General features: G+C 61.4%; 21 protein-coding genes. 13 read left to right on the forward strand and 8 right to left on the reverse strand.

Annotated features, from left to right (window positions below):
* Positions 1-70 precede the first annotated feature (70 nt).
* Positions 71-970: a mechanosensitive ion channel family protein gene (locus K3725_RS03160; protein WP_260017412.1), complete on the forward strand. Its 900-nt coding sequence runs from the start codon at positions 71-73 to the stop codon at positions 968-970.
* 21 nt (positions 971-991) lie between these two features.
* Here K3725_RS03160 and sfsA read toward each other — a convergent pair whose 3' ends face one another.
* Genes sfsA through K3725_RS03175 form a run of 3 tightly spaced genes read right to left on the reverse strand, consistent with a single transcriptional unit; the run spans position 992 to position 2,580 of the window.
* Positions 992-1,693, reverse strand: coding sequence for a DNA/RNA nuclease SfsA (sfsA, locus tag K3725_RS03165; RefSeq protein ID WP_260017413.1), 702 nt, complete (start codon positions 1,691-1,693; stop codon positions 992-994).
* Between the two features lie 39 nt (positions 1,694-1,732).
* Positions 1,733-2,176 (reverse strand): SDR family NAD(P)-dependent oxidoreductase, encoded by a 444-nt coding sequence (locus tag K3725_RS03170; protein ID WP_260017414.1) that lies wholly within the window; start codon positions 2,174-2,176, stop codon positions 1,733-1,735.
* A complete protein-coding gene (locus tag K3725_RS03175) occupies positions 2,167-2,580 on the reverse strand; it encodes an SDR family NAD(P)-dependent oxidoreductase (RefSeq protein ID WP_311202215.1) in 414 nt (137 codons plus the stop codon). The genes K3725_RS03170 and K3725_RS03175 overlap by 10 nt, the downstream gene beginning before the upstream one ends.
* Before the next feature lie 2 nt (positions 2,581-2,582).
* Between K3725_RS03175 and K3725_RS22610 the strand changes: the two genes are divergently transcribed.
* The 5 genes from K3725_RS22610 (at position 2,583) to K3725_RS03195 (ending at position 5,852) form a co-directional block, all read left to right on the forward strand.
* Positions 2,583-2,732: a TetR family transcriptional regulator gene (locus K3725_RS22610; RefSeq protein WP_409201585.1), complete on the forward strand. Its 150-nt coding sequence runs from the start codon at positions 2,583-2,585 to the stop codon at positions 2,730-2,732.
* Positions 2,733-2,912: 180 nt separating this feature from the next.
* Positions 2,913-3,644 (forward strand): molybdopterin-binding protein, encoded by a 732-nt coding sequence (locus K3725_RS03180; protein ID WP_260017416.1) that lies wholly within the window; start codon positions 2,913-2,915, stop codon positions 3,642-3,644.
* On the forward strand, positions 3,641-4,366 hold the full coding sequence (locus tag K3725_RS03185; RefSeq protein WP_260017417.1) for a GNAT family N-acetyltransferase: 726 nt from the start codon (positions 3,641-3,643) through the stop codon (positions 4,364-4,366). Before K3725_RS03180 ends, K3725_RS03185 begins: the two co-directional genes overlap by 4 nt.
* Before the next feature lie 5 nt (positions 4,367-4,371).
* Positions 4,372-4,944 carry a peroxidase-related enzyme gene (locus tag K3725_RS03190; protein WP_260017418.1) on the forward strand — a complete coding sequence of 191 codons (573 nt, stop codon included), beginning with the start codon at positions 4,372-4,374 and terminating at the stop codon, positions 4,942-4,944.
* A gap of 41 nt (positions 4,945-4,985) precedes the next feature.
* A complete protein-coding gene (locus tag K3725_RS03195) occupies positions 4,986-5,852 on the forward strand; it encodes an OmpA family protein (protein WP_260017419.1) in 867 nt (288 codons plus the stop codon).
* A gap of 164 nt (positions 5,853-6,016) precedes the next feature.
* On the opposite strand, the gene bla is transcribed toward K3725_RS03195, so the two are convergent.
* Positions 6,017-6,898, reverse strand: coding sequence for a class A beta-lactamase (gene bla, locus K3725_RS03200; RefSeq protein WP_260017420.1), 882 nt, complete (start codon positions 6,896-6,898; stop codon positions 6,017-6,019).
* A gap of 146 nt (positions 6,899-7,044) precedes the next feature.
* Between bla and K3725_RS03205 the strand changes: the two genes are divergently transcribed.
* Positions 7,045-7,917, forward strand: a complete 873-nt coding sequence (locus K3725_RS03205) for a LysR family transcriptional regulator (RefSeq protein ID WP_260017421.1) — start codon at positions 7,045-7,047, stop codon at positions 7,915-7,917.
* A 166-nt stretch (positions 7,918-8,083) separates the two neighbouring features.
* Here K3725_RS03205 and K3725_RS03210 read toward each other — a convergent pair whose 3' ends face one another.
* Positions 8,084-8,995, reverse strand: a complete 912-nt coding sequence (locus K3725_RS03210; RefSeq protein WP_174146039.1) for a LysR family transcriptional regulator — start codon at positions 8,993-8,995, stop codon at positions 8,084-8,086.
* A gap of 163 nt (positions 8,996-9,158) precedes the next feature.
* The gene (locus K3725_RS03215) at positions 9,159-10,070 is read right to left on the reverse strand and encodes an AEC family transporter (protein ID WP_260017422.1); all 912 of its coding nucleotides are present in this window, start codon (positions 10,068-10,070) and stop codon (positions 9,159-9,161) included.
* Between the two features lie 195 nt (positions 10,071-10,265).
* Between K3725_RS03215 and K3725_RS03220 the strand changes: the two genes are divergently transcribed.
* The 3 genes from K3725_RS03220 to K3725_RS03230 all read left to right on the forward strand — a co-directional run bounded on the left by K3725_RS03220 (position 10,266) and on the right by K3725_RS03230 (position 11,459).
* Positions 10,266-10,706: a DUF4399 domain-containing protein gene (locus K3725_RS03220; RefSeq protein WP_260017423.1), complete on the forward strand. Its 441-nt coding sequence runs from the start codon at positions 10,266-10,268 to the stop codon at positions 10,704-10,706.
* Positions 10,707-10,782: 76 nt separating this feature from the next.
* Entirely contained in the window at positions 10,783-11,103 is a 321-nt protein-coding gene (locus K3725_RS03225) for an NIPSNAP family protein (protein ID WP_260017424.1), read from the forward strand.
* A gap of 11 nt (positions 11,104-11,114) precedes the next feature.
* Positions 11,115-11,459 carry an antibiotic biosynthesis monooxygenase gene (locus tag K3725_RS03230; RefSeq protein WP_260017425.1) on the forward strand — a complete coding sequence of 115 codons (345 nt, stop codon included), beginning with the start codon at positions 11,115-11,117 and terminating at the stop codon, positions 11,457-11,459.
* 131 nt (positions 11,460-11,590) lie between these two features.
* Here the strand turns inward: K3725_RS03230 and K3725_RS03235 are convergent, their stop codons facing one another.
* Positions 11,591-13,618 (reverse strand): NADPH-dependent 2,4-dienoyl-CoA reductase, encoded by a 2,028-nt coding sequence (locus K3725_RS03235; RefSeq protein WP_260017426.1) that lies wholly within the window; start codon positions 13,616-13,618, stop codon positions 11,591-11,593.
* 138 nt (positions 13,619-13,756) lie between these two features.
* On the opposite strand from K3725_RS03235, the gene K3725_RS03240 reads away from it, so the two are divergent.
* Positions 13,757-14,239, forward strand: a complete 483-nt coding sequence (locus K3725_RS03240) for an RNA pyrophosphohydrolase (protein ID WP_260017427.1) — start codon at positions 13,757-13,759, stop codon at positions 14,237-14,239.
* A 100-nt stretch (positions 14,240-14,339) separates the two neighbouring features.
* Positions 14,340-14,762 (forward strand): hypothetical protein, encoded by a 423-nt coding sequence (locus K3725_RS03245; RefSeq protein WP_260017428.1) that lies wholly within the window; start codon positions 14,340-14,342, stop codon positions 14,760-14,762.
* 6 nt (positions 14,763-14,768) lie between these two features.
* Here K3725_RS03245 and K3725_RS03250 read toward each other — a convergent pair whose 3' ends face one another.
* A complete protein-coding gene (locus tag K3725_RS03250) occupies positions 14,769-15,644 on the reverse strand; it encodes a DMT family transporter (RefSeq protein WP_260017429.1) in 876 nt (291 codons plus the stop codon).
* 75 nt (positions 15,645-15,719) lie between these two features.
* Here K3725_RS03250 and K3725_RS03255 point away from each other — a divergent pair, with 75 nt between their 5' ends.
* On the forward strand, positions 15,720-16,223 hold the full coding sequence (locus tag K3725_RS03255; protein WP_260017430.1) for a MarR family winged helix-turn-helix transcriptional regulator: 504 nt from the start codon (positions 15,720-15,722) through the stop codon (positions 16,221-16,223).
* The last annotated feature ends 27 nt before the right edge of the window (positions 16,224-16,250 follow it).

The raw sequence follows: 16,250 nt of genomic DNA on the forward strand, positions 1-16,250 counted from the left end.
GGAACTTTTTCGTCTGAAGCGCGTTTAATCGTTTGAATATTCGATTTGGCAACAAGGGGAACGCAGCGGAATGGACAGCTTCAACAGTCTCATGCAAACCGAAATCTACGATGGCAGAACGCTTGCGGATCTGGTGACGCTGGAATTCCTGGCGCAGGCGCTGGGCAGTGTGCTGGCCGCGGTGGTTATCCTGCTGGCCGGCTTCATCGTCGCAGGCTGGGTCAAGCGCCGGATTGTGCAGCTGGGCGACAGCAATGCCAAACTGGATGTCACTCTGTTCCATTTTCTGGGCAACGTCGCCCGGTACGTGATCCTGGCGTTTGCTGCCTTGTTCGTGCTCAACACCTTTGGGGTCAAGACAACATCCATCGTCGCGGCAATCGGTGCTGCCGGTTTGGCCATCGGCTTGGCTATGCAGGGGGCGCTTTCGAATGTTGCGGCAGGCGTGATGATCATCCTGTTCCGCCCCTTCAAACTGGGCGACTTTATCGCAGTGGACGGCGAGATGGGCACGGTGCAGGAAATCACCTTGAACAACACCGTTATCGCCAGCATGTCCAACCTCAAGGTGATCATCCCGAACGCTGAAGTCTGGGGGAATACGATCACCAATTACTCTTCGTTCGACACCCGTCGCGCCGAGTGGACATTTGGCGTCGGTTATGGCGCGAACCTTGCCACTGCCGAAAAGGTGATCCGTGACACGATCATGGGCGACAGCCGGTCGCACAGCGACCCGGAGCCGTTCATTCAGGTCAATGAACTGAACAGCAGCTCGGTTGATTTCCTGGTGCGCGTCTGGGTCGATGCCGGGGACTACTTTCAGTATCAGGCCGACATGAAGCGCAAAGTGAAGGAGGCGCTGGACGCGGCAGGCGTGGATATTCCGTTCCCGACCCGTACGCTGATCCAGGCCCAGCCGGAGCGCGAGGAGGAGGGCGCTGAAAAACAAGTGGGGCAGGCAGCCTGATCTGCCGCCCGGTCCGGGCCGTTACTCTGATGAGAGCGGTCCGGCGACCTCAACACCCTGCGGGGTAACCCGGGTGCCCAGAACCAGTTTCTCCACCCCGGCGGCATAGGCGCTGGCAAAGGCATCTGCGTAGGCCGGGTCAATGTCGGCGGCCAGTTGGAAGCGTTCGCAGCCGGTGCGCTGGACCAAGTACAGCATCACAGCCCGGTGGCCCTGGGCCACCATGTTGGCCAGCTCCCCCAGATGTTTGGTGCCGCGGGCGGTGACGCTGTCGGGAAATTCGGCCAGTCCTGGTTCGCGGGAGAGTGTCACGCTTTTCACCTCGACATAGCAGTCCGGCAGCCCGTCCTGGCTCAGCAGGAAGTCGATGCGGCTGTTTTCCCCGTATTTCACCTCGGCGCGTATGGTTTGATAAGCGGCAAGGTCTGCGACCGCACCGGCCTCCAGTGCAGAGCGCAGGGCACGGTTCGGCACCGAGGTGTCAACGCCAGTGAAATGGCCGTTTGCGTGTTCCACCAGGCGCCAGCCGTACTTCAGTTTCTTCTTCGGGTCGTCGTTGGGCTCCAGCCAGATCTTCATGCCCGGGTCCGCCAGCCCCATCATGCTGCCAGGGTTGGCGCAATGGGCGGTAATCTCCTGCCCGTCCTCCAGCCGGCAATCGGCAAGGAAACGTTTGTAACGGCGGATCAGAGTGGCGGGGATCAGGGGCTGGGCAAACTTCATACCCGGATGACTATCCCAGCCCTGCCCGGCGGCAAAGCGTTAGTTGCGGGCGGCCATGACGCCGCCGTCAACATCCCAGATGGCGCCGGCGACCCAGGCGGCCCGATCGGACGGCAGGTGCACAATGGTGGCCGCAATGCCAGCCGGGCGGCCGATGCGCCAAATCGGATGGAACGTGTCGAAGCCAGCCGTCGGCGTGTCCGCGATCTGCGCCGGGTCGAAAAAGGCGCCGTAAATCGGGGTGGCCGCCACTGCAGGGGCAATCGCGTTCACCCTGATGCAGTGGTTCGCCAGCTCCATCGTCAAGTGCTGGGTCAGGGCATGCAAGCCCGCCCTGGCGATGGAATAGGCAGAGTTGGGTGCCGCCTTGGTTGCTTGTTTGGCCCACATCGAACCGATGTTGATGAGGGCACCGCCGCAGTTGTGCGCCATGTTGACTGCAACGGCCTGTGTCAGAAGGAAAGTTACGCGGTTCAGGCCCATGTATCGGTCAAAACCGTCGGGGCCATGTTCCTAAAAAGGTTTGAGGCAAAGACACCGGCGGCATTGACCAGCTTGCTGAAATAGCGGCTGTCGGTCTTTAGCTCTTGCACCAGCATCTGGACGTTTGTGAGGTCCATCAGGTCAACCTTCCAGACATTCGCGAGGGGTCCGAACTCAGCCTGGGCGGCCTCCAGCTTGGCTTCTGATGGTCCGAGCAGGGTGACTTGATGTCCGGATTTTGCCGACTGGCGGGTGGTTTCCAGACCGCTTCCCGAGGACTCGCTGATGATACATGCTGTTTCAGGGGTTGTTGCGACCCCTCTATCTATTGTTAGTTGATGGGATTGGATTGTGCGGTGTTCCGCTAAGGCCAATCTGCAAGCAGGTAAGGCGTGACGAGGCAAGCATGCCGGGATCTAACTCCGCAAATCGGATTTTGGTCATAGCGAAGAAGGCAGCGCGCACGGATGGTTGCCGCGCCTTCAGCTTTCGGGGAGTAGCCGCTGAAGCTGGCCTTAAGTCAGCCTCGGTTCACTATCACTTCCCGACCAAGTGAGGGCGTTGGGGAAAGCCGCGGCGACTGTGACCGCAATCCTCGAAGGGATGATGATTCTGGCCCGTGCAACGGGCGACGCGGAGTTGTTCGACGCTGCGGTTGCCGGGCTTATCTAGTCGCTTTGGCTCTTGTGCCGCCTTTCAGGCGGGGTATTTTCGCATTCAATCAAGGGAGATGCTTATGCCTGCAACGACCAACCCAACAGCCGCCATGCTGGTTATCGGCGACGAGATCCTGTCAGGCCGCACCCGCGATGCAAACATGCACTTTCTGGCGGGGGAGCTGACCAAACACGGCATCGATCTGAAAGAAGTGCGGGTGGTGATCGACGACGAACCCGCAATCATCGCTGCGGTCCGGGCGCTGTCAGGCGCATATGACCATGTATTCACCAGCGGCGGCATCGGGCCAACCCATGACGATATCACTGCGGATTGCATCGCCAAGGCTTTTGAAGCGCATCTGGGTGTGCGTGATGACGCCCGAGCGATCCTGCAGGCGCATTACGATACCCAAGGGCTGGAGATGAACGAGCCGCGGCTGCGGATGGCCCGCATTCCGGATGGTGCGATGCTGATCGACAACCCGGTCTCGGCGGCGCCTGGGTTCACGGTCGGCAACGTGCATGTAATGGCGGGGGTTCCGATGATCTTTCAAGCCATGGTGGCGAGTGTGATGCCGACGCTGACTGGCGGCAGCCCAATGCTGTCCCAGACCCTGCGGGTGCTGCGGGGAGAGGGCGAAATCGCCGTTCCGCTGCGTGCCCTGGCTGAGGCCTATGATGACCTTTCGGTAGGCTGCTACCCGTTTCAGAAGGACGGCGCGTTTGGCGCCAATATCGTGATCCGGGGCACCGATGGTGCGCGCATCGATGCGGCGATGACCGAACTGGCAAGGGAGCTGGAGCAGTGACCACCGATCCCCGTTACTATGCCGTGACTGAGGCAACCTGGCCGCCGGCTTCGCTGCGTGAACTTGGGCCTGTCACCCTGCGCGAAGGGCAGGGCGGCGGCAGCCGGGTGTCGGCGGCGACAGTCAACGGAACGGCCACAGACGCAGAGATCGCCGCGGCTGAAGATGCGATGCGTGCGATGGGTCAGGATTGTTTGTTCATGGTCCGTGACGGCGAGTCTGAGCTTGATGCGCAGCTGGAGGCGCGCGGATACGTGGTAAAGGATCCGGTCAATCTCTGGACCTGTCCGGCGGAGCAGCTAACGGATGTTGCTGTGCCGCGTGTCACCGCCTTTTGCGTCTGGGAGCCGCTGGCGATCCAGCGTGAGATTTGGGCGCAGGGCGGCATCGGGCCAGCGCGGCTGGCAGTGATGAGCCGGGTGCAGGGGCCAAAGACGGGGCTGCTCGCCCGCCACAAAGACAAGCCGGCGGGCGCTGGTTTTGTGGCGGTTCACGACGGAGTTGCGATGGTGCATGCGCTTGAGATCCTGCCGCATCAGCGCCGGGCTGGCATGGGCGCCTGGATGATGCGCCAGGCAGCATTCTGGGCGCTGGAGAACGGCGCCGGAGAATTGGCAGTTCTTTGCACGAAACGTAATGAAGGCGCCAACGGGCTTTACGCTTCCCTCGGCATGGACTGTGCTGGAGAGTATCACTACCGGATTTTGCAACAAGGCGATTGAACACGATGAGTGACCAGACCTTACCCACAGCTCTTGATCTGCCAATGGTGGACCCGTTGCCGCCGGAAACGCAGAAATACTTCGATATCTGTGTCGAAAAACTGGGCTTTGTGCCGAATGTGCTGAAGGCGAACGCCTTTGACATTGATAAGCTCAACGCTTTTACCGCCATGTACAACGATCTGATGCTGGCGGACAGCAGCCTGAGCAAGCTGGAGCGGGAGATGATTGCGGTTGTTGTCTCCTCGATCAACCGCTGTTTCTATTGCCTGGTGGCACATGGCGCGGCGGTGCGGCAGCTGTCAGGCGATCCGCAGCTCGGCGAAATGCTGGTGATGAACTACCGTGTCGCTCCGCTGGAGGCCCGTCAGCGGGCGATGCTGGACTTCGCCGCCAAGATGACCACCGCCAGCGCGGAGATTGAGGAGGCGGACCGTCAGGCCCTGCGGGAAGCGGGCTTCAGCGACCGGGATATCTGGGACATCATCAATGTCGCAGGCTTCTTCAATATGTCCAACCGGGTGGCAAGCGCCACCGCGATGGCACCCAATCCGGAATATCACAGCCAGTGCCGTTGAAACGTTTGATTGCAGCGGCTGCGGCTGCGCTTTTGCCTGCCATGCCGAGTGCCGCTCAACTTACTTTTCCTGCCGGTGCGGCCCGGATATCCGAGCGGATAACGGCACTTGGTGTCTATCAGCTGCCTGTCGCGGCGGAAGACGGGGACAAAGTGCCGTCAGAACGGTTTGAAGGCCGGATCATCCGTCGCACCTGGCGGGTGGATGGTCAGAGCACGGTGCTGCAGATCCTGGCCCCGCTGCGGGATCAACTGGAAGGGCTGGGCTACGAAGTGCGTCTTGACTGCGCGGCGCGTGATTGCGGCGGCTTTGGTTTCCGGTTCGGGATTGAGGTGGTGCCGGCGCCGGACATGATGGTGGATATCTCCCGCTACCATTTTTTGTCGGCTGTCCGCGGACAGGACGCGATCTCTATCCTGGTGTCCCGGACCGGGGCCGCGGCCTTTGTTCAGATGATCAGCGTAGGGCCTGGGCGTGCAGCCGCTGAAGCTGAAAAACCCGTTGTGCAAGCAGAGCCGGGCCCGGCGCTGCCTGTTGAACTGGCCAAGGTGCTGGAAGTGCGCGGCCATGCCGTGCTGACCGATCTTGTTTTTGACAGCGGTTCCACCCGCCTGCGCGACGGAGAGTATGACAGCCTAAGAGAACTTGCGGGTTATTTGGCCGCTAACCCGCAGTACCGGCTGCTGCTGGTAGGGCACACCGATACAGTCGGCTCTCAAGCGCAGAACGCAGGTATATCAGAGCGCCGGGCGCAGTCGGTGAAGGAAAGACTGATAGAAACCCATGAGGCGGACGAAGGACGTATCGACGTTGCAGGCGCCGGATTTCTGGCGCCTATTGCCAGCAATCTGATCCCGGAAGGCCGGGAAGCCAACCGGCGGGTTGAGGCAGTTTTGCTGGCCGATTGAGGCGCTTGGTCCGAGGAGCAGGAAAAACGCAGGCCATATGCGTCAGAACAAGCAGCGAAATGCATCTGAAAAGATGCAATCCTTCCGGGAGCAGGGGCTTGGCAACGCGGAGGGCCGACGGGTTTTCGCACAGGTTGGGCGAAAACCCAGGCTTTGGATCTGCGCTAGTTACGCATCACGTTGATAACTGCCGCGCCCAGCTCCTTTAGCGCGGCGTTACGGACCGCGAAGTCCGCGTCCGTGCCGGATATGTAAATAACGGCAACCCAAGGGGCGCGGCCTTCGGGCGTGACAAGCGCAATGATGCTTCGGGTGTGGCTGCCAGCACCGGATTTGTCGGAAAATGCCCAGTTTGCAGGCGCTTGATCTCGCAACAGTGCACTGGTCACACTGCCATGGCTCATCCACTCGCGCAGCAGGTTGCGGGAAGATGCAGACAGCGCGTTTCCAACCAGAAGGGCGCGCAGTGTTCCTGCCATTGCGGCGGGAGTTGTGGTGTCCAATGGGCTGTCTGCGGCGAATGTGTTCAGCTCTGGTTCATAGCGGTCCAGCCGGCTGGCCGTGTCACCGATGCTGCGGAAGAACTTAGTGACCTCCTGCGGGCCGCCCAGACGCGAGATCAGCAAGTTTGCCGCGGTATTGTCGCTCCAGTCGAGCGCAGCCAGGCAAAGATCTGCAACCTGCATGGTTCCGCCGGCATGTTCCTTGGTGACCGGAGCGTAGGAAAGCAGATCGGAGTCGCGGACAGGCAGCTGTTCCGAGAGGGACAAGCCGCCTGCATCATGGCGCGCAAGAACAGCTCCGCAGACCGGCGTCTTCACTGTGCTGTTCATGAGGAACCGCTCGTCTGCACGATGGAGCCAGGCTGCGCCTGTATCAGTATCCACCAGCGCGATTCCAACGCGGCCATCGAGCCGTTCTTCTATTTGGGACACAGACGCGGCCAGTTTCTTGAAGGGCGACTGCGCAGCGGGAGCGGTGGCGAAAGCCAAACAGAGAGCAATCCCGGCCGTAATGCGCGGCAGGACCGAAGCGGAGAACCGCATGATTGAGTTCCCTTTTGAAAGTGCGCCCTGAGGGGCGTGTTAACTTTGTAGAGGCATAACGTGATGTTATGCGGAAGTCATAAAACAACTTGAAATCCGGCCTCAAACGACAAATCCTGTGAGCAGTCATTAGGTGAAGTAATGTTATGGACCGTCCGGATCTGCCTCTGAACGCTCTTAGGGTTTTCGAAGTTGCCATGCGTCAAGGCAGTTTTACCCGCGCCGCTGTGGAGTTGCGCGTGACGCAAGCCGCCGTTAGCCACCAGATTGCGCGGTTGGAGGATCTTCTGGGAACGACGCTCTTTTTGCGCACGCCTCAAGGCTTGATGCCGACGGATGAGGGGCTGCTGCTGTTTCCTGTCCTGGAGCATGGGTTCGAAGCGATCTCCCGTGTCCTTGACCAACTTGGTGGCCGCCGGGATGTGGAAGTGCTGAAAGTCGGTGTGAATACCACCTTCGCGCTCGGCTGGCTTCTGCCCAGACTTGATGCATTCCAGCGGCTGCATCCGGAAGTCGATTTAAGGGTTTCGACCAATAACAACCGCGTGGAAATCTTGCGCGAAGGCCTCGACATGGCGATCCGGTTTGGATCCGGGGCCTGGACGGGTCATGATGCGGTCCCGTTGATGGAGGCACCGCTGGCGCCCCTCTGCGCACCTGCCATGGCCGGCCGCTTGAAGTGTCCGGCGGATCTGGGGAAGGTCACGTTGCTGCGGAGCTATCGCAGTGCGGAATGGCCAGGCTGGTTTGACGCGGCTGGTGCTGCTTGCCCTCCTGTCACTGGACCTGTTCTGGATAGCTCGGTTGCTCTCGCCGAACTTGCCGCTTCTGGTGCAGGGGCCGCATTGCTGCCAGTCCGCATGTTCGAACGCTATCTGGAGCAAGGCCGTCTTGCGCAGCCTTTCGGTGCAACTGTGGCGGCCGGTAAATACTATCTGGCTTGGCCGTCAGACCGCCCGTTTACTGCGGCGATGAAGAGTTTTTCGAACTGGCTGACAAACGGATCGGGAGGCGTTTAAAGCCAAAGGTTGCCCGGCGTGGTCAGGGGAGGCGCTGCGGCAGTGTCAGCAAATCCCGCCAGCTCCGGAAATGGAAAGCGGCAATACCTGCAAAAAAAGAACCCCCGCAAATAGTGCGGGGGCAGGTGTTCGAGGGAGATCTTGGTTTCGTTTCTGTTGAACCGGTTCAGGTTTTCCATTCAGAAGGGTCGCGGTCGGCAAAGGCCGCCACCAGGAAATCGATAAAGGCCCGCACCTTGGGCTGGGTAAACTTGCCGGGCGGGTAGACTGCGTAAATGCCTTGGGTTTCCACGGGCAGGCTGGGCATCACATCCTCAACGAGTCCCTCTTCCAGGGCCTCTGAGTAGAGGTAGCTGGGAAGATAGGCGATCCCGAGGCCGGAAATTGCTGCGTTCAGTAGAGATTGACCGTCATTCACGGACAGCCAGCCAGAGGTGCGCACTTGGCGTTTTTCACCCGACGGCGCAGTGATTTTCCAGACGTTGCCGCTGGACTGGCTGGAATAATGCAGCAGCTTGTGATTGTTCAGCTCGTCGATCTTTTGCGGGCGGCCGAACTTTTCCAGATACTCTGGAGAGGCGATCATCCGCTTGGTTGTCTCGGTCAGCTTGCGGGCGCGGAGGCTGCTGTCCTCCAGCTCGCCGATCCGCACTGCCATGTCGAAACCCTCTGAAATCAGCTCAACATAGCGGTTGTTCAGCACCATGTTGACAGTGATGTCCGGGAAATCGCGCAGGAAGTCGGACAGCACCGGCGACAAATGGTTCACGCCGAAATCGGTGGCGACGGAAATCCGCAGCAGGCCGGAGGGCGCGGATTGCATCGAGGTGACCAGCGCATCTGCTTCACCTGCATCATTCAGCACCCGGCGGGCGCGGTCGTAATAGGCAAGGCCGATCTCGGTTGGGGAAACCCGGCGGGTGGTACGGTTGAGAAGCCGCGCGCCGAGGCGGGCCTCCAGGCTGGAGACATGTTTGGAGACGGCCGACTTGGAAATCCCCATTTTCCGGGCAGCATCGGTGAAGCCGCCCTGATCCACCACATTGGCGAAGGCCTCCATTTCCATCAATCGGTCCATATTCACCCATCCTCGTAAAGCCGTGTTGCCTCGAAACTGACGGTGAAATCGGGCAAGAACGGGGCGGAGGTGGGATAATTGCGAGGTTTCGCGGTTATCGTTTGCGCTCTGGAAACGGCTGCCGCGGGATGGCAGAGAAGATCTTGAGAAGGTTACTGAAACCTTAAATCACAAGCCTGATTGTGAGTATCCACAGCGGCAGTGTCACCGCACTGAGAAGGGTGGATTGCGCAATTAGTGTGGCGGCCAGAGTGCGGTCGGCGCCAAAGGCAGATGCGAGCACATGAGCGGCGGAGGCTGTCGGCAAGGCTGCAAACAGCACCAGCACTGATGCAAAGCCGGGATCACTTCCCAGCAGCAGGCAGGCAGCCAGAACAATGGCGGGAACCAGAACCAGACGTACCAGGCAGAGGTAGCTGTTGAAGAAATCCAGCCGCGCCAGTGCGCGCCAGTTCATGGTGGCGCCGATCGACAGAAGTGCAATCGGGATCGCGGCATGGGCCAGCATCTCGGCTGGCGCCAGGATCGGCGCAGGAACCTTGTAGCCGGAAAGGCCGACGGTGACGCCTGCGACAGATGCTATAAGAAACGGATTGAGCGCGATTTTTGCAGAGGTTTCGCGCAGTGAAAGGCTGCTGCCGCGCGACAGAGCGGTGACGGCCATGACATTGGCCACCGGAACGGCCATCCCGATGGCAACCGCCATCTGGCCGGTCAGCTCTTTGCCGATCGATGGCAGCGCGACAAAAGCAATGGCCGTGTTGAAGCGCCAGGCCGCCTGCCAGGCTCCTGCGAAATCAAGAAACTTTTCCGGCCCTGCCCGGCGCGCCAGGAAGCCAAGGGCAAGCGCCAGGGCTAGGATGCTCCAGACGGCGGGTCCGATGCGGCCGAGGTCTGCAATGGCAATGGGACGGCCGCTGGCGGCAAAGAACAGCAGCGCTGGAAACAGCACTTCAAAGTTCAGTTTGTCCAGGCCTTGCCAAGCTTGCGGTGACAGCCGCCTGCGCACCAGCCCTCCAAGGGCCACCATCAGGAAGCTGGGAGTCAGGCCCATCAGGATGACTGCAAATATCACGGTTGCCTCGTTTTGCGGTTCTGGTGCGACACTGCCGCCGCCAGATTGAGCAGGCAAGAGCGATGGGGACGGCAAGGGGGACTTCTGTGAAGATGACAAAAAAATGTGCATCTGCTGCAGCAGAAGGGTTTGCGGCCGCAGGCAAGGCGCATAGCTTTACATTTGTTTGTTGAACAAATTGCTGGAGAACCCGCTATGAAAGTTTTGCTTGCCGCCGCCGCTGCCCTTTGCCTGGCTGCACCGCTTGGGGCGCAGGAGCGCACGCCGTCACACCCGGATGCTAAGGTTTACTTTGTCAATCTGAAGGATGGCGATACCGTCACCTCCCCGGTAACCGTGGTTTTCGGTCTTTCCGGCATGGGGGTCGCTCCTGCGGGAACGGAAAAGGAGCATACTGGCCATCACCATCTGCTGATCGACAGGCCCGCCATCGGGGAAGGCGAAGATGGCGCGGATGAACTGCTGTACGGATTGCCGGCGGATGAGCACCATGTGCATTTCGGCGGTGGGCAGACTGAGGCTGTCATTGATCTGGCTCCGGGCCGCCACACGCTGCAGTTGGTGCTGGGGGATGCAGGTCATGTGCCGCATGACTCGCCCGTGGTGTCCGAGGTGATCACTATAAACGTCGAATGACACTTCGCTGCGCAGCGAAGCATTTGCGGGACGGCGCAGTTTAGGCAGGAGGTCTTGTTAAACTAAAGGACCTCCTATGCTGACCTGCATCATCCGTTACCACATCGATTCCGCCAAGAAGGCGCAGTTCGAACAATACGCCCGCAACTGGGGACAGGCGATCCCGCGTTGCGGGGCTGATCTGGTTGGCTACTATGCGCCGCATGAAGGGTCGTCGACGTTGGCCTACGGAATCTACAACGTGGACAGCCTGGCGGCGTATGAAGCCTACCGGGTGCGGCTCGCGGCAGACCCATTGGGGCAGGAAAACTACCAGTTTGCCCGGAAGGAGCGGTTTTTGCTGCGCGAGGACCGGACCTGGCTCAAGCTGGTTTCAATGCCGCATGGGGACGGATGAGAGGTGCGCAGATGATTGCGGTGATATTCGAAGTCGAGATCGCCTCGGGGCAGAAGGATGCCTATCTGGAAATTGCTGAGGAACTGCGCGGGTTGCTGGAAGAGATGGAGGGATTTATCTCCGTTGAGCGGTTCCAAAGCCTGACCGCACCCGGCAAGCTGCTGTCCTTGTCCTTTTGGCAGGACGAAGCGGCGGTGCAGCGCTGGCGTCAACTGGCGGAACACCGCGTGGCTCAGGGAAAGGGCAGGGCAGGAATTTTTGCAGACTACAGGCTGCGGGTTGCCGGGGTGATCCGGGATTATGGCATGACGGCGCGGCAAGAGGCTCCTGCAGACAGCATTCAGACTCACGGCTGATCGCTTTTGCGGGCCCGGCGCCTGAAGGGGGGCAGGGGACGCACCCGTAGCGCCTATGGCGCGGCTCCCGGCCAGACTGCGGGCCGGGCCTGACAGGTCCGGCTGCCGCAGGCGGGAGGTTCCTGTTTGCATCAAAGACTGGCAGCCAGCCGGGTGCCTTGGTTGATCGCGCGTTTTGCGTCCAGTTCCGCGGCCACATCTGCACCGCCAATAACATGGGCGGTGATGCCGCGCTCCGCCAGCTGGTCGGCCAGTGACCGTTCGGAGACCTGGCCTGCGCAGAGCACGATGGTGTCCGCCTGGATCACCCGCGGGCTTTCTCGGGCCTCGCCAAAGCTCACATGAAGGCCTTCCGCGTCGATGCGCTCGTAATTGACGCCGCCGACGAATTCCACGTCCTTCATCTTGAGCGTTGCCCGGTGAATCCAGCCGGTGGTCTTGCCCAGCCGCTTGCCGTGGCGTTCGGCCTTGCGCTGCAGCAAGGTCACTTGGCGTGCAGGGGCCGCGGGCTGCGGGCCCTCGGGCGCGAGACCTGCGCGGTGCTCTCCCGGATCGGCCACGCCCCATTCCTTCATCCAGGCGGGCAGGTCGGTTGCCGGGCTGTGACCCTCTTCAAGCAGGAATTCGGAGACGTCAAAGCCGATGCCGCCGGCACCGACTACAGCGACCCGCTGTCCCACCGGTTTCTTGTGGCGCAGAACGTCAATGTAGCTGAGCACATTGTCGCGGTCCTGGCCGGGAATAGCGGGGTCGCGCGGCGTGACGCCGGTGGCGATCACCACTTCGTCAAAGCCGGTGAGGTTCTCTGCATTGACCTCACGGCCCAGTTCCAAGGTAATGCCCGCGTCAGCCACCATGACCCGGTACCAGTCGACCAGCCCCCAGAATTCCTCCTTGCCCGGCACCTGCTTGGCCATGTTGAGCTGGCCGCCAATTTCGTCGGCGCGGTCGAACAGCGTCACTTGGTGGCCGCGCTGGGCAGCCGTTATGGCAGTGGCGAGCCCCGCGGGGCCGGCGCCGACGATGGCAACGGTCTTGGAGGTTGCAGCAGGCTCGATCACCAGCTCGGTTTCGTGGCAGGCGCGCGGGTTTACGAGGCAAGACGTCAGCTTGCCGCTGAAGGTATGGTCGAGGCAGGCCTGGTTGCAGGCGATGCAGGGAGCGATCTGGCCCGCCCGACCGGCCTCCGCCTTGGCCACGAAATCCGCATCCGCCAGCATCGGCCGGGCCATCGACACCATGTCGGCGCAGCCCTCTGCCAGCACCTCTTCGGCCACTTCCGGCGTGTTGATGCGGTTGGAGGTGATCACCGGGATGCCGACCTTGCCCATCAGCTTCTTGGTGACCCAGGCAAACGCCGCGCGGGGAACCGAGGTGGCGATCGTCGGGATACGCGCCTCGTGCCAGCCGATGCCGGTGTTGAGGATCGTCGCACCCGACTTCTCAATTTCCTGAGCCAGCTGCACAACTTCCTCATGCGTTGAACCATTGGGCACCAAGTCGATCATCGACAGGCGGTAGATGATGATGAAATCACGGCCCACGGCCTCGCGGGTGCGGCGCACGACCTCGATCGGCAGCCGCATACGGTTTTCGTAGGAGCCGCCCCAGCGGTCGGTGCGCTTGTTGGTGTGGGTGACCAGGAACTGATTGAGGAAGTAGCCCTCGCTCCCCATGATCTCGACGCCGTCATAGCCTGCCTCCTGCGCCAGCCGGGCGGCGTTCACGATGTCGGCGATCTGCTTTTCGATGCCGTCTTCGTCCAGCTCATGCGGCGGGAAGGGCGAAATCGGTGACTTCACCGGGCTGGGAGCGACACATTTCGGGCCGTAGGCGTACCGGCCTGCGTGCAGGATCTGCATGGCAATCTTGCCGCCCGCCTCATGCACGCGGCTGGTGATCACGCGGTGGTTCTCTACGTCTTTGGGCGAGGTCATCATCGAGGCGCCCGGCAGCACCGAGCCCTCCAGGTTCGGGCCGATCCCGCCAGTCACCATCAGCGCCACGCCGCCGCGGGCGCGTGCAGCATAGAATTCGGCAACGCGGTTCCAGTCCCCGGTTTCCTCCAGCCCGGTGTGCATCGAGCCCATCAGCACCCGGTTCTTCAGCGTGGTAAAGCCCAGATCCAGCGGGGCAAGCAGATTGGGGTACGCAGTCATCTTGAAACTCTCCCTGGCAGTTGCCTCTAGGATCAAGGGTGCGGGCCGCCTTGTCACGGCCAAACGCCGCGTCACCCCCTTGCGTGCCCCGGCGGCAAGCGGTCTAAGGTTGAGAAAACCCATGTTGAGGAGAGCCTGATGACGCCGGAAGAGATTGCCAAGCTGCCCTACCGCCCCAACGTCGGGGTGATGCTGATCAATGCCGAGGGCGCGGTGTTCGTCGGCCAGCGCAAAGACCGCTACAAGGATGCCTGGCAGATGCCGCAGGGCGGGATCGACGCGGGCGAGGATCCGCGGATTGCAGCGCTGCGCGAGCTGGAGGAAGAAACCGGTGTCGCAGCTGAATTGGTGGAGATCATCGCCGAAAGCGAAGGCTGGCTGCCCTATGACCTGCCGCATGACGTGGTGCCCAGCTTCTGGGGCGGTAAATACCGCGGGCAGGAGCAGAAGTGGTATCTGATGCGGTTCCTCGGGACGGATGATCAGGTCAATATCGAGACGGATGATCCGGAGTTCTCCGCCTGGTGCTGGCAGCCGGTGGAGAGCCTGGTGGAGAAGATCGTGCCGTTCAAGCGCGAGGTCTATGCGCGGGTGGTGGCAGAGTTCCGGGAGTATCTTTGAGATGGATTTGCGAGCCTGTTTGCGACCTGCCGGAACTGGGGCTGCCCTGACCGCGTGTATTCTGGCTGTTGCCGCCAGCCCCGCTGCCGCCCTCAGCTGCATGCCCTGGGGCCCCGCAGATGCCTATCTTCATGCTGCGAACGCGGAAAGCGTCTACAACGTTATTGCGGGCGAACTGCAGTTTGACGAAGGCTTGCTTCCGCAATCCCATGCTGACAATCCCAACGATACGCCACCGCTGACCCTTATTCCGGCGCAGTTGTCGGGCAAGATGCTGGAGGGCAAGTATTTCTCCGGCCGGGTGAATGTGCCTGCGGTTCTGGAAGTGGAATGCTTGGGCCCCTGGTGCGGCGGGATCAAGTCCGGTGCAGACTATGTAGTTTTTGCGGAGCAGCGCGGGCAGGAGCTGGTGGTCCGGGCAAACGCCTGTGGCGGGTTTGTGTTTGACGACACGCCCGAAGTGCGGCGGCAGGTGCTGGATTGCCACCGCGGCAAGGCCTGTGAACCGGCCCAGCCGCGGTAGCAGTTTTCATTTTACAGGCGCTGCAGCGCGTTCTGTCTGCCGCGGCAGCCTGGCTTGGCCGAGCCAAAGGCTGAACAGGGCCAGGGTGGCGCCCAGCATCTGATTGGGCGTCAGGGTTTCTCCCAGCAGCAGCCAGCCGAGGATCACGGCGGTCAGCGGGCTGAGCACGCCAAGCAGTGAGACTTGCGACGGGTCAATCCGGGCAAGGCCGCGGAACCACAGGATATAAGTCAGCGCACCGCCGATGAGGCTCATGTAGGCAAGGCCCAGGACATTGGCAGCCGTGAAGACCGGCATCTCCGGCACCATCCACAGCGCAAAAGGCACCAGCAGCAGCCCGCCTGCGGTCAGCTGCCAGGCGGTGAAGGTGAGCGGCGGCACCGGCGGCTGCCATTTGCGGGTCAGCACCACGCCTGCCGCCATCGACAAGGCGCCGCCAAAGCCGGCCAGGACACCCAGCGTGTCCAGCTTGGCGGCCGGGGTCAGCACCAGCAAGGCAACACCTGCCATGCTCAGAAGCGCGGCGGCAACGGCAGCGGCGCGGATCTGCGTCTGCAGCAGCAACGCTGACAGGAACACCACGATCAGCGGCTGCACGGCGCCAAGCGTCGCGGCGACCCCGCCAGGCAGGCGGTAAGCGGACAGGAACAAGAGCACCCAGAACAGCGAGAAATTCAGCGCTCCAAGCACCATCAGCCTCGGCAGCCAGCTAAGCGGCGGCAGCTGGCGCACCAGCACCAGCAGCAGCAGCCCGGCAGGCAGCGCCCTGAGCAGTGCCACCACCAGCGGTGAGTGGCCGGGCAGAAAAGTTGTCGTCACGATGTAGCTGCTGCCCCAGATTGCAGGGGCCAGCGCGGTCAGCAGAAGGGTGCGGATCGGCATGTGGTTCTCCTTGTCTTGATGTCGAGATAATAGGATTTGTCTTGACGTCAAGATGTAAACACCTAAACCAGTGGCATGGACCATGTGGATTTTATCACCCAGCAATGGGAGCAGGAGCGGCCGGACCTGGATGTTACGGCCATGGGAGTGATCGGCAGAGTGGCGAGACTATACCTGGCCTATCAGCGCGAGATGCATAAGACATTTGCGGCATTCGGGCTGAACGCGGCCAAGTTCGACGTGCTGGCAACGTTGCGCCGGTCCGGGGCGCCTTACACGCTGTCGCCGGGCGATCTGCTGAAGGCGACCATGGTGGCGTCCGGCACTATGACCAACCGCATCGACCGGCTGGAGGCGGACGGACTGGTCAAGCGTGAGGTGAACCCGGAGGATAGCCGCAGTTTCCTTGTCGGGCTGACAGAGGAGGGTTTTGCCCTGATCGACCGGGCTGTCACCACGCATGTGCAGACCCAGGCAAAGCTGCTGGAAGGCATGAGCACCCAAGACGTGGAAGCGTTCACAGTGCTTCTGGGACGCGCCCTGGCGGCGGCTGAAAGCGCTGAGGCGGCAAAACTGTGAACTGCCTGCTGCGGTCAGGCTGCGCGG

This window comes from Leisingera sp. S132 (assembly GCF_025144465.1).
Taxonomy (GTDB): domain Bacteria; phylum Pseudomonadota; class Alphaproteobacteria; order Rhodobacterales; family Rhodobacteraceae; genus Leisingera.

Bases quoted from the DNA above. Each gene is read 5' to 3' on its own strand.
- K3725_RS03235 (WP_260017426.1), bottom strand. From the start codon at position 13,618: ATGACTGCGTACCCCAATCTGCTTGCCCCGCTGGATCTGGGCTTTACC.
- K3725_RS03240 (WP_260017427.1), top strand. From the start codon at position 13,757: ATGACGCCGGAAGAGATTGCCAAGCTGCCCTACCGCCCCAACGTCGGG.
- K3725_RS03225 (WP_260017424.1), top strand. From the start codon at position 10,783: ATGCTGACCTGCATCATCCGTTACCACATCGATTCCGCCAAGAAGGCG.
- K3725_RS03230 (WP_260017425.1), top strand. From the start codon at position 11,115: ATGATTGCGGTGATATTCGAAGTCGAGATCGCCTCGGGGCAGAAGGAT.
- bla (WP_260017420.1), bottom strand. From the start codon at position 6,898: ATGCGGTTCTCCGCTTCGGTCCTGCCGCGCATTACGGCCGGGATTGCT.
- K3725_RS03160 (WP_260017412.1), top strand. From the start codon at position 71: ATGGACAGCTTCAACAGTCTCATGCAAACCGAAATCTACGATGGCAGA.
- K3725_RS03180 (WP_260017416.1), top strand. From the start codon at position 2,913: ATGCCTGCAACGACCAACCCAACAGCCGCCATGCTGGTTATCGGCGAC.
- K3725_RS03250 (WP_260017429.1), bottom strand. From the start codon at position 15,644: ATGCCGATCCGCACCCTTCTGCTGACCGCGCTGGCCCCTGCAATCTGG.
- K3725_RS03210 (WP_174146039.1), bottom strand. From the start codon at position 8,995: ATGGACCGATTGATGGAAATGGAGGCCTTCGCCAATGTGGTGGATCAG.
- K3725_RS03255 (WP_260017430.1), top strand. From the start codon at position 15,720: ATGGACCATGTGGATTTTATCACCCAGCAATGGGAGCAGGAGCGGCCG.
- K3725_RS03205 (WP_260017421.1), top strand. From the start codon at position 7,045: ATGGACCGTCCGGATCTGCCTCTGAACGCTCTTAGGGTTTTCGAAGTT.
- K3725_RS03190 (WP_260017418.1), top strand. From the start codon at position 4,372: ATGAGTGACCAGACCTTACCCACAGCTCTTGATCTGCCAATGGTGGAC.
- sfsA (WP_260017413.1), bottom strand. From the start codon at position 1,693: ATGAAGTTTGCCCAGCCCCTGATCCCCGCCACTCTGATCCGCCGTTAC.
- K3725_RS03220 (WP_260017423.1), top strand. From the start codon at position 10,266: ATGAAAGTTTTGCTTGCCGCCGCCGCTGCCCTTTGCCTGGCTGCACCG.
- K3725_RS03195 (WP_260017419.1), top strand. From the start codon at position 4,986: ATGCCGAGTGCCGCTCAACTTACTTTTCCTGCCGGTGCGGCCCGGATA.
- K3725_RS03245 (WP_260017428.1), top strand. From the start codon at position 14,340: ATGCCCTGGGGCCCCGCAGATGCCTATCTTCATGCTGCGAACGCGGAA.
- K3725_RS03170 (WP_260017414.1), bottom strand. From the start codon at position 2,176: ATGGGCCTGAACCGCGTAACTTTCCTTCTGACACAGGCCGTTGCAGTC.
- K3725_RS22610 (WP_409201585.1), top strand. From the start codon at position 2,583: ATGCCGGGATCTAACTCCGCAAATCGGATTTTGGTCATAGCGAAGAAG.